This is a genomic window from Pseudomonas sp. PDM26, assembly GCF_019219185.1.
Lineage (GTDB): Bacteria > Pseudomonadota > Gammaproteobacteria > Pseudomonadales > Pseudomonadaceae > Aquipseudomonas.
In genome coordinates, this window is sequence record NZ_JAHUWC010000008.1 from 145,536 (window position 1) to 160,012 (window position 14,477).

14 protein-coding genes are annotated in these 14,477 nt (G+C 58.7%); 2 read left to right on the plus strand and 12 right to left on the minus strand.

All coding sequences use genetic code 11. The features are described 5' to 3' along the window. Window positions 1-9: 9 nt before the first annotated feature. The 11 genes from KW849_RS17005 to KW849_RS17055 all read right to left on the minus strand — a co-directional run bounded on the left by KW849_RS17005 (window position 10) and on the right by KW849_RS17055 (window position 12,277). Window positions 10-423, minus strand: coding sequence for an NADH-quinone oxidoreductase subunit A (locus KW849_RS17005; RefSeq protein WP_003223812.1), 414 nt, complete (start codon window positions 421-423; stop codon window positions 10-12). Window positions 424-1,067: 644 nt separating this feature from the next. Further along, on the minus strand, window positions 1,068-2,393 hold the full coding sequence (gene aceA, locus KW849_RS17010) for an isocitrate lyase (protein WP_057399864.1): 1,326 nt from the start codon (window positions 2,391-2,393) through the stop codon (window positions 1,068-1,070). Window positions 2,394-2,867: 474 nt separating this feature from the next. Next, window positions 2,868-3,629, minus strand: a complete 762-nt coding sequence (locus tag KW849_RS17015; protein WP_218430479.1) for a secretin N-terminal domain-containing protein — start codon at window positions 3,627-3,629, stop codon at window positions 2,868-2,870. A gap of 289 nt (window positions 3,630-3,918) precedes the next feature. Beyond that, a complete protein-coding gene (locus tag KW849_RS17020; RefSeq protein ID WP_095966499.1) occupies window positions 3,919-4,344 on the minus strand; it encodes a GNAT family N-acetyltransferase in 426 nt (141 codons plus the stop codon). Continuing rightward, window positions 4,337-5,506 carry a cupin domain-containing protein gene (locus tag KW849_RS17025; protein ID WP_218430480.1) on the minus strand — a complete coding sequence of 390 codons (1,170 nt, stop codon included), beginning with the start codon at window positions 5,504-5,506 and terminating at the stop codon, window positions 4,337-4,339. Before KW849_RS17025 ends, KW849_RS17020 begins: the two co-directional genes overlap by 8 nt. Before the next feature lie 86 nt (window positions 5,507-5,592). Further along, window positions 5,593-6,963: an adenylosuccinate lyase gene (purB, locus tag KW849_RS17030; RefSeq protein WP_108217854.1), complete on the minus strand. Its 1,371-nt coding sequence runs from the start codon at window positions 6,961-6,963 to the stop codon at window positions 5,593-5,595. Window positions 6,964-7,087: 124 nt separating this feature from the next. Continuing rightward, complete coding sequence (gene hflD / locus KW849_RS17035; RefSeq protein WP_108217855.1) at window positions 7,088-7,711, minus strand: high frequency lysogenization protein HflD; 624 nt, start codon at window positions 7,709-7,711, stop codon at window positions 7,088-7,090. Then, entirely contained in the window at window positions 7,708-8,841 is a 1,134-nt protein-coding gene (gene mnmA, locus KW849_RS17040; protein WP_218430481.1) for a tRNA 2-thiouridine(34) synthase MnmA, read from the minus strand. Before mnmA ends, hflD begins: the two co-directional genes overlap by 4 nt. Window positions 8,842-8,900: 59 nt before the next feature. Next, entirely contained in the window at window positions 8,901-9,347 is a 447-nt protein-coding gene (locus KW849_RS17045) for an NUDIX hydrolase (RefSeq protein ID WP_218430482.1), read from the minus strand. A gap of 197 nt (window positions 9,348-9,544) precedes the next feature. Beyond that, the gene (locus KW849_RS17050) at window positions 9,545-11,770 is read right to left on the minus strand and encodes an NADP-dependent isocitrate dehydrogenase (RefSeq protein ID WP_218430483.1); all 2,226 of its coding nucleotides are present in this window, start codon (window positions 11,768-11,770) and stop codon (window positions 9,545-9,547) included. Between the two features lie 339 nt (window positions 11,771-12,109). Further along, window positions 12,110-12,277 carry a hypothetical protein gene (locus KW849_RS17055; RefSeq protein ID WP_218430484.1) on the minus strand — a complete coding sequence of 56 codons (168 nt, stop codon included), beginning with the start codon at window positions 12,275-12,277 and terminating at the stop codon, window positions 12,110-12,112. Between KW849_RS17055 and icd the strand changes: the two genes are divergently transcribed. Continuing rightward, window positions 12,276-13,532 (plus strand): NADP-dependent isocitrate dehydrogenase, encoded by a 1,257-nt coding sequence (gene icd / locus KW849_RS17060; RefSeq protein ID WP_057399856.1) that lies wholly within the window; start codon window positions 12,276-12,278, stop codon window positions 13,530-13,532. The genes KW849_RS17055 and icd overlap by 2 nt on opposite strands. Window positions 13,533-13,612: 80 nt before the next feature. On the opposite strand, the gene cspD is transcribed toward icd, so the two are convergent. Beyond that, window positions 13,613-13,867, minus strand: coding sequence for a cold shock domain-containing protein CspD (cspD, locus tag KW849_RS17065; protein WP_218430485.1), 255 nt, complete (start codon window positions 13,865-13,867; stop codon window positions 13,613-13,615). A 224-nt stretch (window positions 13,868-14,091) separates the two neighbouring features. Between cspD and clpS the strand changes: the two genes are divergently transcribed. Beyond that, entirely contained in the window at window positions 14,092-14,454 is a 363-nt protein-coding gene (gene clpS, locus KW849_RS17070; RefSeq protein ID WP_032829596.1) for an ATP-dependent Clp protease adapter ClpS, read from the plus strand. Window positions 14,455-14,477 lie beyond the last annotated feature (23 nt).

Sequence of the window (14,477 nt, forward strand, 5' to 3'; positions counted from 1 at the left end):
GCCAAAGCCTCATTGTTTCAGCTTCGCTTGCCGCTTGCGCCGAGCTTCCGGAGCCCAGTCAAGGGCGCCCACTCGGAATAGGTAGACAAGGCCTGCCAACAGAATTGCTATGAAAACGAGAGCTTCGACGAATCCGGTCCAGCCGCTTTCGCGGACGGACACAGACCAGGCAAAGAGAAAGAGGGCTTCGATATCGAAGATCACGAAGAGCATCGCGACCAGATAGAATTTGGCTGAGAGCCGCAAGCGGGCGCCACCTGTAGGTAGCATGCCGGACTCGAACGGTTCGTTTTTGCTGCGACCCCAGGCTTTTGACCCGAGGAGGCTGGAAACACCGAGCATGAAGGCGCAGAGGCCGACAACGCCTAGAAGGAAAATGGCAAAGCCCCAGTTGTGGGCCATGAGTCCTGTCGCTTCGGGCATGCTGGTAATCCTTAACAGAGAGCAAAGGTCTCTGAGCTTGAAAAGAAACAAAAGCAGTGACGATATGTCGCAGCAATCAATCCCGCTGATTTTATGGCTAAACACCCGGCAAGTAAAATTCCTGTAGCGAAATTTATTATAGGAATAAGGACATAGCGGGCCTCAAAACCCCCACAGGCCTTGCGGCTTGGGCATTAGCCGGCATTTCGTCAATTATGTTTTGTAGGGAATGTAACGAACATTATTGTCCATAAATGATAATCAGTATTGTTTGCAGTGGTTTTTAAACTGCTTGGCCTTCGGATACTCGGGAAGTTGTCTTATATGAGCGTTACAGCAAGTAGCGGCGGAGTGCGTTTTAGCGGGTTTTTCTGACGTTGGTGGCGCTCTGGATCAATGTTTCGCCCGGCCATCGCCGGTCCCTGTAGGAGCTGTCGAGTGAAACGAGGCTGCGATCTTTTGATTTTGTTTTTCAGGAGCAAGATCAAAAGATCGCAGCCTGCGGCAGCTCCCACAGGGTTTTGTGGTGTTTGGGGGAGGGTGCAGGCAAAAAAACGCCCCGAACCAGTCGGGGCATCAGATGTGCAGCGCTGCGGTTAGCTTTCTATTCGGCCCGCAACGGCTGTTGACTCAAGCGAAGCAGATCAGTGGAACTGTTCTTCTTCGGTCGAACCGGTCAGTGCGGTTACCGAGGACGAGCCACCCTGGATCACGGTGGTCATGTCGTCGAAGTAGCCGGTGCCCACTTCCTGCTGGTGCGCCACGAAGGTGTAACCCTTGGCGGCGTCAGCGAATTCCTGCTCTTGCAGCTTCACGTAGGCAGTCATGTCGTTGCGGGCGTAGTCGTGCGCCAGGTTGAACATGCTGTGCCACATGTTGTGAATGCCGGCCAGGGTGATGAACTGGTGCTTGTAGCCCATGGCGGACAGTTCGCGCTGGAACTTGGCGATGGTCGCGTCGTCCAGGTTTTTCTTCCAGTTGAAGGAAGGCGAGCAGTTGTACGACAGCAGTTGGTCCGGGTATTCCTTCTTGATCGCTTCAGCGAAGCGACGAGCTTCTTCCAGGTCCGGCTTGGCGGTTTCGCACCAGATCAGGTCGGCGTATGGAGCGTAAGCCAGACCGCGAGCGATGGCCTGATCCAGACCGGCGCGCACTTTGTAGAAACCTTCCTGGGTACGTTCGCCGGTCACGAATGGCTGGTCGTACGGGTCGCAGTCCGAAGTCAGCAAGTCGGCGGCGTTAGCGTCGGTACGGGCCAGGATGATGGTCGGAGTACCGGCAACGTCGGCCGCCAGACGGGCAGCGGTCAGCTTCTGTACGGCTTCCTGGGTAGGAACCAGTACCTTGCCGCCCATGTGGCCGCATTTTTTCACGGAAGCCAGTTGGTCTTCGAAGTGAACGCCGGCGGCGCCTGCTTCGATCATGCTCTTCATCAGCTCGTAAGCGTTCAGAACGCCGCCGAAACCGGCTTCGGCGTCAGCCACGATTGGTGCAAAGTAGTCGATGTAGCCGTCATCGCCCGGGTTCTTGCCGGCTTTCCACTGGATCTGGTCGGCACGACGGAACGAGTTGTTGATGCGCTTGACCACGGTTGGAACCGAGTCCACCGGGTACAGCGACTGGTCCGGGTACATCGATTCGGCGGAGTTGTTGTCCGCAGCCACTTGCCAGCCCGACAGGTAAATCGCCTGGATGCCGGCTTTGACTTGTTGTACAGCCTGGCCGCCGGTCAGGGCGCCCATGCAGTTGACGAAATCTTTCTCAGGACGGAAGGCTGGCTTGGCACCCTGGGTGACCAGGTTCCACAGCTTCTCGGCGCCCATTTTTGCAAAGGTGTGCTCAGGTTGAACCGAGCCACGCAGGCGGACGACGTCAGCAGCGGAGTAAGTGCGTGTCACGCCTTTCCAGCGCGGGTTTTCAGCCCAGTCTTTTTCGAGGGCTGCAATTTGCTGTTCGCGTGTCAGTGCCATGGGAGATAAACCTCGTCGCGTCTTTATGAAAAGTTGTTCTGCGGTGGAAAATTCCTGCGCTCGCTGACCAGAAGCTTAAGCGGTCAAGTCGGATTCGGCGGGGAGGGCGACGGGATGAACGATGGGCTCGAGGGGAAGTGAGCAGGTAAAGGCGAACTGCGGGCGCATTCGGGCGTCGTGGGCCTTGGTGCGAACATCAGTGTGGTGCCGGGTTACCTATTACGCTTCCGTCCCTCGGGACAACTTCGTTCCAGTCGACAACCTCGTCAAACACACCTTGTGGGCGGTACAGACACGAAGCGGTTCGCGGGGGTAGGTGCGAACATCGCCTCGAAGGCCCTTGCCAGGGCCTCTGATTAGCGGGAGCGAGGCCATCATGCCTTCGCTTTTTTGGCTCGTCAAACGTTTTGTAGTGCTTTTTTTCAGGCACTACATCTTTGGTCTAATACGACTCGTCAGTCAGTTTTTGGTGCTTTAGTCCAGGGTGTCGACTTTCACCCGCAAAGTCATGTCGTTGCGACTCTGGGTCGAGTAGCTGCGGGTCAGGCCCTGTTTGTCGGCCTGGGTCTGACCATTGACCCCGGCCAGCAGGATCCACTCACCGAGGTGGCCGGTGACGGTTGTGTCGGTACTTTGTACGTTCACTACATCGGGACGTTCCTGGCTCATGCGGTCACGGTTGGTGCTGATCGACAGGTGAACGATGTCGCCGGTGACGTTTGCCGTGACGTAGAAACCCTGAGTGACATTGCGGTATTGGGTCTCGCTGCTGTAGCCGCCGTAGGAATCAGTCTGCGAGCTGGTAATCGGCACGCTCTGGCCGACCTGGATCAGTGCTGGTGCGCCTTCGCTGGCCTGCACTTGCTGAATGCCGCCGTCGCGACTGTCGGTGCTGTAGTTGATGATGCGGTTCTGGCTGGGCTTCGCACCGTTCACCGAGTAATTCTGGTCGCCCTGGAAGTTGTTGTCGCTGGTGTCGACGGTGATCAGCAGACGCTTGGGAGCTGTGTCGAGTTGCGAAAGAAGGGCTTTAAGTTCGTCGATCTTGCGCTGATCGGCGTTGACGATCAGCTGATTGCCGTAGGCGCTGACCTGGCCGTTCTTGCCGACGAAATCCTGCGCAACGGGCAGCATATCTGCGCTGGTGCGGTAGTTCAGTGGCACGATTTCGGTGGCCGCCAAGACCGAAAAACTGCAGGTCACCAGCAGCGTGGTGAGCAGGGTGCGTAGGGACATATCCGTTATCTCCGCCAAATAAACAAAGCCCGTAGGAGCTGCCGAAGGCTGCGATCTGTTGATCTTGCCCCTGGGTTTTTATTGATAGTGCCAGTTTGTCGGCCCGGGATGGGGCAAGTTGAATGGTAGACAGCAAAACGCCCCGGCATCCGGAGATGGCGGGGCGTTTTGTGGTGTTGTCGAGTGCATTTGTGGCGAGGGAGCTTGCTCCCGCTGGGTCGCGAAGCGGCCCTAAATTATTGGGGCTGCTGCGCAGCCCAGCGGGAGCAAGCTCCCTCGCCACAGGGTATCAGGCCGAATGCCGAACCATGTCCACATGCGGAATCCCGGCTTCCAGGAACTCCTCACTGACCATGTGAAAGCCCAGGCGCTCATAGAACGCCGTGGCTTGTACCTGGGCGCTGAGCATCTGCTGCTTCAGGCCGCGCTCTTCAGCTTCGCCAATTACCGCTTGCATCAGCGCATCGCCAACTTTCAGGCCGCGCCAGTCCTTGAGTACCGACACCCGGCCAACGTGCCCATCGGGCAGCAGGCGGGCGGTACCAATTGGAAAGTCGCCTTCGTAAGCGAGGAAATGCACTGCATCGATGTCATCGGCATCCCATTCCAGTTCAGGCGGAACGGACTGCTCGGCGACGAACACCGCTTCACGAATGCGCCGGATCTCGGCGTTGTCCTTTTGCCAGTCTGCGACACGTACGTGAATCTTATTCATCGGCAAACCCCAGGCTTCCTTGCTTGACCAGTTCGCACAGCAGTCCGCGGCCGTCTTCGTCGCTCAGCCATTCGCCAAGGTTATCGGCGTGCAGCGAGTCGGCGGCGCAGATCATCTTCAGCAGTTCGCGCAGCTTGCCTGGCAGGTAACGGCTCTGACCGCTGGCGAACAGCAGCAGGTCGTCATCGACTTCAGACCACGCCAGGCGTGCGCTCGGGTTGCGAATCAGGATCGCGCCTTGCTCCAGGGCGGACATGAAGTCGTCTTCTTCGACGTCTTCCGGGCCCACCACCAGTTCCGGGTAGCGTGGCTCGGTCATGAACTGGCCGAACCAGGTCAGCAGCAGGCGCTCGTCGCTCATGTGCTCGGCCAGCAGGCCTTTCAAGCGGTCGAGTGCGTCGCGCTGGATCTGGTGAGGGTCAGCAGTCGGCGCGGCGTCGGCGTCGGTGTAGCGTTCTTCGTCCGACAGGAACTGGCTGAGGAAGTCAGTGAAATGGGTCAGCACTTCAGCGGCGCTCGGCGCGCGGAAACCGACGGAGTAGGTCATGCACTCATCAACGGCGACGCCGCAATGGGCCAGGCGTGGCGGCAGGTAGAGCATGTCGCCCGGTTCCAGCACCCATTCATCGGTGGCTTCGAATTCGGAGAGGATCCGCAGGTCGGCGTGGGCCAGCATCGGGCTCTCGGTGTTGCACATCTGGCCGATCTTCCAGTTGCGCTTGCCGTGGCCTTGCAGCAGGAACACGTCGTAGTTGTCGAAGTGCGGACCAACGCTGCCACCCGGCGCGGCGTAGCTGATCATCACGTCGTCGATGCGCCAGCTCGGCAGAAAGCGGAAGTTTTCCAGCAGTTCGCTGACTTCCGGGACGAACTGATCCACGGCTTGCACCAGCAGGGTCCAGTCACGTTCAGGCAGCTTGCTGAATTCATCTTCGGCGAACGGGCCGCGACGCAGTTCCCACGGACGCTCGCCATTCTCGATGATCAGTCGCGATTCGACTTCTTCTTCCAGCGCCAGGCCGGCCAGTTCGTCGGCGTCGATCGGGCTTTCGAAATCAGGAATGGCCTGACGGATCAACAGCGGCTTTTTCTGCCAGTAGTCGCGCAGGAATTCCCGTGCCGTGATGCCGCCCAGAAGTTGAAGAGGAATATCAGGATTCATGTGTAACCTATTGAAAAAATGCACTTTTCAGACGGGAATAAAAACGCCCGGCGCGGCCGGGCGTCTTAAAGGGGTCTAGCGGTCGATCAGATGCGTCTGGCTTGTTCTACAGCGTTGCCGATGTAGTTGGCCGGGGTGAGCAATTTCAGCTCGGCCTTGGCGGCGGCTGGCATGTCCAGGCCGTCAATGAAAGTCTGCAGCGCTTCTGGGCTGATGCCCTTGCCGCGGGTCAGTTCTTTCAGCTTTTCGTACGGGTTTTCGATGTTGTAGCGACGCATCACGGTCTGTATCGGCTCGGCCAATACTTCCCAGCAGGCGTTCAGGTCAGCGGCTATCTTCTGCTCGTTGAGCTCAAGTTTGCTGATGCCTTTCAGGCTGGCTTCGTAGGCGATCACACTGTGGGCGAAGCCGACACCGAGGTTGCGCAGTACGGTGGAGTCGGTCAGGTCGCGCTGCCAGCGGGAGATCGGCAGCTTGCTCGCCAGGTGCTGGAACAGTGCGTTGGCTATCCCTAAGTTGCCTTCGGAGTTTTCGAAGTCGATCGGGTTGACCTTGTGCGGCATGGTCGACGAACCGATTTCGCCAGCGATGGTGCGCTGCTTGAAATAGCCCAGGGAGATATAGCCCCAGATGTCGCGGTCGAAGTCGATCAGGATGGTGTTGAAGCGCGCGATCGCGTCGAACAGCTCGGCAATGTAGTCGTGCGGTTCGATCTGCGTGGTGTAGGGGTTGAAGCCCAGGCCCAGCTCGTCTTCGATGAAGGCGCGGGCGTTGGCTTCCCAATCGATCTCAGGGTAGGCCGACAGGTGGGCGTTGTAGTTGCCGACAGCGCCGTTGATCTTGCCCAGCAGCGGAACGGCAGCGACTTGAGCGATCTGGCGCTCCAGGCGGTAAACCACGTTCGCCAGTTCTTTGCCCAGGGTGGTCGGCGAGGCCGGTTGACCGTGGGTGCGCGACAGCATCGGTACGTCGGCGAAGCGGATCGCCAGTTCGCGGATGGCGTTGGCGGTCTGGCGCATCAGCGGCAGCATCACGTCATCACGGCCTTCGCGCAGCATCAGGGCGTGGGACAGGTTGTTGATGTCCTCACTGGTGCAGGCAAAGTGGATGAACTCGCTGACCTTGGCCAGTTCCGGCAGCTTGGCCGCTTGCTCTTTGAGCAGGTATTCAATGGCCTTGACGTCGTGGTTGGTGGTGCGCTCGATCTCTTTGACGCGCTCGGCGTGCTCCAGAGAGAAGTTTTCCGCCAGGGTGTTGAGCACCGCGTTGGCTTCGGCGGAGAATGCCGGCACTTCGCTGATGGCAGGGTGAGCGGCCAGGCGCTGGAGCCAGCGCACTTCAACCAGGACGCGGGCACGGATCAGGCCGTACTCGCTGAAAATCGGGCGCAGGGCCTGGGTTTTGCCGGCGTAGCGGCCGTCAACAGGGGAAACCGCAGTGAGCGAAGAGAGCTGCATGGGGTGTTCTCGGACAGTCGGGCAACGAAATGGGGCGCGTATCATACATGAAAAAATCCGCCGGTCCGTCGCCAACTGACCGGCGTATTACGCGTATTGCTGAGTTCGGTGCTGTTGATGCGGATTATTCGTTACGCATCAACGGGTAAAGCTCTTTGAGCAATTTGCGGCGGCTGATCACCAGCTGCCAGCGATGACCGCCCAATTGCCGCCACAGGCGCGCCGATCGGATGCCGGCCAGCAGCAGGGCACGAATTTTCGAGGCATTGCTCGGTTGTTGCAGGTTGCGCATGTCGCCGTGCACCTGGATGCGTTGGCGCAGGGTGCTGAGGGTGTCCTGATACAGTGCGCCGCAGGCGGCGATCACGTTTTCGTGGGCCGGGCCGAAGTGTTCGACCTGGGACTGGATCTGCGGCAGACGCTTGCCGATCACGTCGAGCATGTCATTGCGCTTGGCCAGCTGACGCTCAAGGCCGAGCATGGCCAAGGCATAACGCAGCGGTTCGCGCTGCAGGGCGCTTGGGTCGCGTTCGAGGGCGCCGATCAGCGCGCGGTAGCCTTCACGCAGGTTGATGTCGTCGCCGCCGTAGACTTCCAGAGTGTCCTTGGGGTCGCGGATCAGCAGGCTACCGAGCATGCAGGTCAGTCCGGCTTCGTTGGTCTGGCCGGACTTGGCAATCCTGTCCACCAGCACGGCGGCGAGAAACACGCCGCCCAGTGCTGTCAGTTGCTCCTGAATCGGGTTCATAGGGCCTGGCCCTTGCTCGTCCACGGCTGCGCCACTTCAATCACGCCGCCGCCGAGGCAGATTTCGCCGTCGTAGAACACCACGGACTGGCCCGGAGTGACCGCGCGTTGCGGATCATCGAAGGTTGCGCGATAACCCGTGGCGGTTTTTTCCAGGATGCACGGCTGGTCGCTCTGGCGATAACGAACCTTGGCGGTCAGCTTGCGTGGCTGGCTCAGATCGATCGGGTTGACCCAGTAGATATCGGAAGCGAGCAGGGCGCGGGAGAACAGCCACGGGTGATCGTTGCCCTGGCCAACGATCAGCTCGTTGTGTTCCAGGTCCTTGAACAGCACGTACCACGGCTCATCGCTGGCATCTTTCAGCCCGCCAATGCCCAGGCCCTGGCGCTGGCCGATGGTGTGGTACATCAGGCCGTGGTGACGGCCGATGACTTCACCTTCGGTGGTCTTGATCTCGCCCGGTTGCGCTGGCAGGTACTGCTTGAGGAAGTCGCTGAAGCGGCGCTCGCCGATAAAGCAGATCCCGGTGGAATCCTTTTTCTTCGCGGTCGCCAGCTCGTATTTCTCGGCAATGGCGCGCACTTGCGGTTTTTCCAGCTCGCCGACCGGGAACAGGGTCTTGGCGATCTGTTCGCCGCCGACGGCGTGCAGGAAGTAGCTCTGGTCCTTGTTCGGGTCCAGGCCCTTGAGCAGTTCGGTGCGGCCGTCGATGTCGCGGCGACGCACGTAGTGACCGGTGGCGATCAGGTCGGCGCCGAGCATCATGGCGTAGTCGAGGAACGCCTTGAACTTGATTTCACGGTTGCACAGGATGTCCGGGTTCGGCGTGCGTCCGGCCTTGTATTCGGCCAGGAAATGCTCGAACACGTTGTCCCAGTACTCGGCGGCGAAGTTGGCGGTGTGCAGCTTGATGCCAATCTTGTCGCACACGGCCTGAGCATCCGCCAGGTCATCCATGGCGGTGCAGTATTCCGTTCCATCGTCTTCTTCCCAGTTCTTCATGAACAGGCCTTCCACCTCATAGCCCTGCTCGATCAGCAGGAGGGCGGAAACGGAAGAGTCCACGCCGCCGGACATGCCGACAATGACGCGCTTCTTTTGTGTGTCAGAAGGGGCTGGATCACGCATAGGGATTCAATGAGTGTCTTGAAAAAGGACGCGATTCTATCAGGCTGGAGCCTGCATGGCTAAAGAGAAGGACGGATCAATTCGAGGCTGAAGTTCTGGCCTGCCAGATAGTCGTCGATGCAGCGGATGATCAGCTCGCTGCGCCAGTTGTCGCGCTGCTCGATTAATTCCTCGCGGGTCAACCACTTGGCGCCGACGATGCCGTCGTCCAGTTGATAATCCGGGTGGTGTTTGAGCGGTTTGGCGATAAAGCAGACCCGCTGGTAGGTCACGCCGTTGCTGGGTGCGGTGTAGAGATAAATGCCCAGTACGCCGGTCGGCTCGACGTCCCAGCCGGTTTCCTCGAGGGTTTCGCGCGCGGCGGCTTCGGTCAAGGTTTCGTTCGGGTCCAGATGACCGGCGGGCTGGTTGAGCACCACACGCCCGTGCTTGAGTTCTTCGACCATCAGGAAGCGACCGTTGTCTTCGACGATGGTGGCGACGGTGATGTGGGGTTTCCAGTCCATTAGCCTTCCTCAATTTCCAAGGTGTAAATACGGTCAAATGTAGGAGTGAGCCTGCTCGCGATAGCGGTGGGTCAGGCGAATCAATGTTGAATGATATACCGCTATCGCGAGCAGGCTCACTCCTACAGGGAATTGTGTGGATTCTGAAAACACAAACCCCGGCACAGGGCCGGGGTTTGTGATGTTCCCTTACAACCTTACACCAGCGCAGCTACCGCCGCGTTGAAGGTTGCGCTTGGGCGCATGGCCTTGCTGATCAGTTCGGCGTCGGCGTGGTAGTAACCGCCGATGTCCACTGGCTTGCCCTGAACGGCGTTGAGTTCGGCAACGATGGTCGCCTCGTTCTCGGTCAGGGTCTTGGCCAGGGTCGCGAACTGCGCTTGCAGTGCAGCGTCTTCGGTCTGGGCAGCCAGGGCTTGAGCCCAGTACAGCGCCAGGTAGAAGTGGCTGCCGCGGTTGTCGATGTTGCCGACTTTGCGCGATGGCGACTTGTTGTTGTCCAGGAACTGGCCGGTGGCCTGGTCCAGGGTCTTGGCCAGCACCAGCGCCTTAGGGTTGTTGTAGGTCACGCCCAGGTGTTCCAGGGACGCGGCCAGGGCCAGGAATTCACCTAGCGAATCCCAGCGCAGGAAGTTTTCTTCCAGCAGCTGCTGAACGTGCTTCGGAGCCGAACCGCCGGCGCCGGTTTCGAACAGGCCACCGCCGTTCATCAGCGGCACGATCGACAGCATCTTGGCGCTGGTGCCCAGTTCCATGATCGGGAACAGGTCGGTCAGGTAGTCGCGCAGTACGTTGCCGGTCACCGAGATGGTGTCTTTACCTTCGCGGGTGCGCTGCAGGGTGTACTTCATCGCGTCGACCGGCGCCATGATCTGGATGTCCAGACCGGCAGTGTCGTGATCCTTCAGGTAAGCCTGAACTTTCTCGATCACCACGCCGTCGTGGGCGCGCATCGGGTCCAGCCAGAAGATCGCCGGGGTCGCGCTTGCGCGAGCACGGTTGACGGCCAGTTTAACCCAGTCCTGGATCGGCGCGTCTTTGGTCTGGCACATGCGGAAGATGTCGCCGGCCTCGACAGCCTGTTCCATCAGCAGGGTGCCCTTGCTGTCGGTGACGCGAACAACGCCGTCAGCCTTGATCTGGAAAGTCTTGTCGTGGGAGCCGTACTCTTCGGCTTTCTTCGCCATCAGGCCAACGTTCGGCACGCTGCCCATGGTGGTCGGATCGAACGCACCGTTGGCTTTGCAATCTTCGATCACAGCCTGGTAAATGGTGGCGTAGCAGCGATCCGGGATCACAGCCTTGGTGTCGTGCAGCTGGCCGTCGGTGCCCCACATCTTGCCGGAGTCACGGATCATCGCCGGCATCGAGGCGTCGACGATCACGTCGCTCGGCACGTGCAGGTTGGTAATGCCTTTGTCGGAGTTGACCATCGCCAGGGAAGGGCGAACGGCGTAGACCGCCTGGATGTCAGCTTCGATGGCCGCTTGCTGTTCAGCAGGCAGGGCCTTGATGCGAGCGTACAGGTCGCCGATGCCGTTGTTCAGGTTGAAGCCGATCTGTGCCAGCACGTCAGCGTGCTTGGCCAGTGCGTCTTTATAGAACTCGGCAACGATCTGGCCGAACATGATCGGGTCGGAGACCTTCATCATGGTGGCTTTCAAGTGAATCGACAGCAGCACGCCTTGTGCCTTGGCGTCTTCGATTTCGGCCGCGATGAAGCTGCGCAGGGCGTTTTTGCTCAATACCGCGCAATCGAGGATCTCACCGGCTTGTACGCTGGTCTTTTCTTTCAGGACGGTGGCGGTGCCGTCTTGAGCGATCAGTTCGATTTTCACGGCGTCAGCGGCGTCGATCAGGGCGGCTTTTTCGCTGCCGTAGAAATCGCCGGTGTTCATGTGCGCGATGTGGGACTTGGAATCCTTGGCCCACGCGCCCATTTTGTGCGGGTGCTTGCGTGCGTAGTTCTTGACCGACAGCGGCGCGCGACGGTCGGAGTTGCCTTCACGCAGAACCGGGTTCACGGCGCTGCCCTTGATCTTGTCGTAACGCGCCTTGGCTTCTTTGTCGGCGTCGCTGGTGACGGTCTCAGGGTAGTCCGGCAGTGCGAAGCCCTGGGCTTGCAGCTCTTTGATCGCGGCTTGCAATTGCGGAACCGAGGCGCTGATGTTCGGCAATTTGATGATGTTGGCTTCAGGCGTAACGGCCAGGGCGCCCAGTTCGGCGAGGTGGTCGGCTACGGCTTTGTCGCCCAGTTGCTCGGGGAAGCTGGCCAGGATGCGCCCTGCAAGAGAGATATCGCGGGTTTCAACGGCGATATCAGCCGAGGCGGTGAACGCCTCTACGATAGGCAACAGTGAATAGGTGGCGAGGGCAGGAGCTTCGTCGGTGAAGGTATAGATGATCTTCGAGCGGGTGGGCATATTCGGATTAACTCTCTCTTCTTTGCTAAAGCGTGCGCAGAAACTCGAGGGCGCCGGGTAAGCGCGTTCGTTCAAAGTCATCCATGAGCCGAATATCGAGGTTTCGTTGCTGTGATGTTGGGTGCATCAGTAGGGCGTCAAGTGGCCGGACTGCGATAACAGGCCGGCTTTGGGCGGAAACGCTCGTCGCTTTTCATCAAGCGGCAGGCCGTTTTACCCGTCGTGACCCTTTGGTCAGCGGCGGCATTATACATAGGTAGCTGGCAATCTGCCGATGGTTCATACGCAACGAATGTCGTCCATTGGTCTAAAGGTCGCAGGGGCGAACAGGGCGTAAGGTCATTCGTCGTGCTTGAGTTTGGCGCTTTTCCCTTTGCTTTCAGGCTTGTAGCTCGCCAGATGCAAGGCTTTGCCGCCGATGGGCGGAACATAGGGTTTGCGCGCCGATTCAACTGGGTTACGCTCGAACCAAGCCAGATGTTCAATCCAATCAATGGAGTTCAGCATGGGTTACAAGAAGATTCAGGTTCCAGCCGTCGGCGACAAAATCACCGTCAATGCAGACCATTCTCTCAATGTTCCTAATAACCCGATCATCCCCTTCATCGAAGGCGACGGCATTGGTGTCGACATCAGCCCGGTCATGATCAAGGTTGTCGATGCTGCTGTTAAGAAGGCTTACGGTGGCGAGCGCAAGATTTCCTGGATGGAAGTGTACGCCGGGGAGAAAGCGACTCAGGTTTACGATCAGGACACCTGGCTGCCTCAGGAAACCCTGGACGCGGTAAAGGACTACGTGGTTTCCATCAAGGGCCCGCTGACCACGCCAGTCGGTGGTGGCATCCGTTCCCTGAACGTGGCCCTGCGTCAGCAACTCGACCTGTACGTCTGTCTGCGCCCGGTGCGCTGGTTCGAAGGCGTGCCCAGTCCGGTCAAGAAGCCAGGCGATGTCGACATGACCATCTTTCGCGAGAACTCCGAAGACATCTACGCCGGCATCGAGTGGAAGGCCGGTACGCCGGAGGCCACCAAGGTCATCAAGTTCCTCAAAGAAGAAATGGGCGTGACCAAGATCCGTTTCGACGAGAACTGCGGCATCGGCGTCAAGCCGGTATCCCTGCAAGGCACCAAGCGTCTGGCGCGCAAGGCCCTGCAATATGTGGTCGACAACGACCGCGATTCGCTGACCATCGTGCACAAAGGCAACATCATGAAGTTCACCGAAGGTGCCTTCAAGGAATGGGCCTACGAAGTGGCGGCTGAAGAGTTCGGCGCGACCCTGCTCGACGGCGGTCCGTGGATGCAGTTCAAAAACCCGAAAACCGGCAAGAACGTTGTCGTCAAGGATGCCATTGCCGATGCCATGCTCCAGCAGATCCTGCTGCGCCCGGCCGAGTACGATGTGATCGCGACCCTGAACCTGAACGGCGACTACCTCTCCGACGCCCTGGCGGCGGAAGTGGGCGGTATCGGTATCGCGCCGGGTGCCAACCTGTCCGACACCGTGGCCATGTTCGAAGCCACCCACGGTACGGCACCGAAGTACGCCGGCAAGGACCAGGTCAACCCGGGCTCGCTGATTCTCTCTGCTGAAATGATGCTGCGCCACATGGGCTGGACCGAAGCGGCCGACCTGATCATCAAGGGCACCAACGGCGCGATTTCCGCGAAGACCGTGACCTATGACTTCGAACGTCTGATGGAAGGTGCGAAGCTGGTGTCGTCTTCCGGTTTTGGTGATGCGCTGATCTCGCACATGTAAGAAAACGCAGGTACATGAAAACCGCCTGATTCAAAAAGTTGAGTCAGGCGGTTTTTTTATGACTGGTTGACGCTGCGCTGTTAAGCCGTAACGGTCTGTTCAGTGGTGGACGTGGTGGCCTTCGAAGCATCCACCGGGTTGCCGATGTTGATCGCGTGCAGGCCTTTGGGGCCCTGGATGATGTCGAATACGACAGCTTGCCCGGCTTTCAGGGTTTTATAACCATCCATTTTAATGGCTGAGTAGTGGGCAAACAGATCTTCTGTCTTGCCTTCCTCGTTGATGAATCCGTAACCCTTGGCATTGTTGAACCACTTCACCTTGCCGACAGCCATACCCAACTCCCTCTGCAACAGACTCCATCACTGGAGTATCATCCAGTACATCCGCAGTCGAATCTGTAAATAAGATTGACTCCGCGGACCTTTTTTACCCACTGTGGGCTCTATTGTTTGTAACACCGTTTTGCCGATAGTCAAGCTGACCGGGCAGTCGGAGTTGAAAACGCTGATAGCCGCCCCCACCACTGTATTTGAACCACTGACGAACCTTTCTTTCCATGCATGCAATCAGCCAGATTCGACTAACATTCAATCAGGATCGCCCTGATTTACACGACGACGATTCCACAGGCATTGCTGTTCAGGAGGCAAAGCCTGCACTTCAGGCGCCGCCGATGTACAAGGTGGTTTTGTTCAACGATGACTACACACCGATGGATTTCGTCGTCGAAGTGCTCGAGGTGTTTTTTAACCTGAATCGCGAGCTGGCGACCAAGGTCATGCTGGCCGTCCACACAGAAGGACGGGCAGTATGTGGAGTGTTTACCCGCGACATCGCCGAGACCAAGGCCATGCAGGTCAACCAGTACGCCAGGGAAAGCCAGCATCCGCTACTCTGTGAAATCGAGAAGGACGGTTAATCGCCGACCACTTGGGTATGAGG

Bases quoted from the DNA above. Each gene is read 5' to 3' on its own strand.
- clpS (WP_032829596.1), top strand. From the start codon at position 14,092: ATGCATGCAATCAGCCAGATTCGACTAACATTCAATCAGGATCGCCCT.
- KW849_RS17050 (WP_218430483.1), bottom strand. From the start codon at position 11,770: ATGCCCACCCGCTCGAAGATCATCTATACCTTCACCGACGAAGCTCCT.
- KW849_RS17025 (WP_218430480.1), bottom strand. From the start codon at position 5,506: ATGAATCCTGATATTCCTCTTCAACTTCTGGGCGGCATCACGGCACGG.
- KW849_RS17005 (WP_003223812.1), bottom strand. From the start codon at position 423: ATGCCCGAAGCGACAGGACTCATGGCCCACAACTGGGGCTTTGCCATT.
- KW849_RS17055 (WP_218430484.1), bottom strand. From the start codon at position 12,277: ATGCTGAACTCCATTGATTGGATTGAACATCTGGCTTGGTTCGAGCGT.
- aceA (WP_057399864.1), bottom strand. From the start codon at position 2,393: ATGGCACTGACACGCGAACAGCAAATTGCAGCCCTCGAAAAAGACTGG.
- KW849_RS17020 (WP_095966499.1), bottom strand. From the start codon at position 4,344: ATGAATAAGATTCACGTACGTGTCGCAGACTGGCAAAAGGACAACGCC.
- purB (WP_108217854.1), bottom strand. From the start codon at position 6,963: ATGCAGCTCTCTTCGCTCACTGCGGTTTCCCCTGTTGACGGCCGCTAC.
- icd (WP_057399856.1), top strand. From the start codon at position 12,276: ATGGGTTACAAGAAGATTCAGGTTCCAGCCGTCGGCGACAAAATCACC.
- hflD (WP_108217855.1), bottom strand. From the start codon at position 7,711: ATGAACCCGATTCAGGAGCAACTGACAGCACTGGGCGGCGTGTTTCTC.
- KW849_RS17045 (WP_218430482.1), bottom strand. From the start codon at position 9,347: ATGGACTGGAAACCCCACATCACCGTCGCCACCATCGTCGAAGACAAC.
- cspD (WP_218430485.1), bottom strand. From the start codon at position 13,867: ATGGCTGTCGGCAAGGTGAAGTGGTTCAACAATGCCAAGGGTTACGGA.
- KW849_RS17015 (WP_218430479.1), bottom strand. From the start codon at position 3,629: ATGTCCCTACGCACCCTGCTCACCACGCTGCTGGTGACCTGCAGTTTT.
- mnmA (WP_218430481.1), bottom strand. From the start codon at position 8,841: ATGCGTGATCCAGCCCCTTCTGACACACAAAAGAAGCGCGTCATTGTC.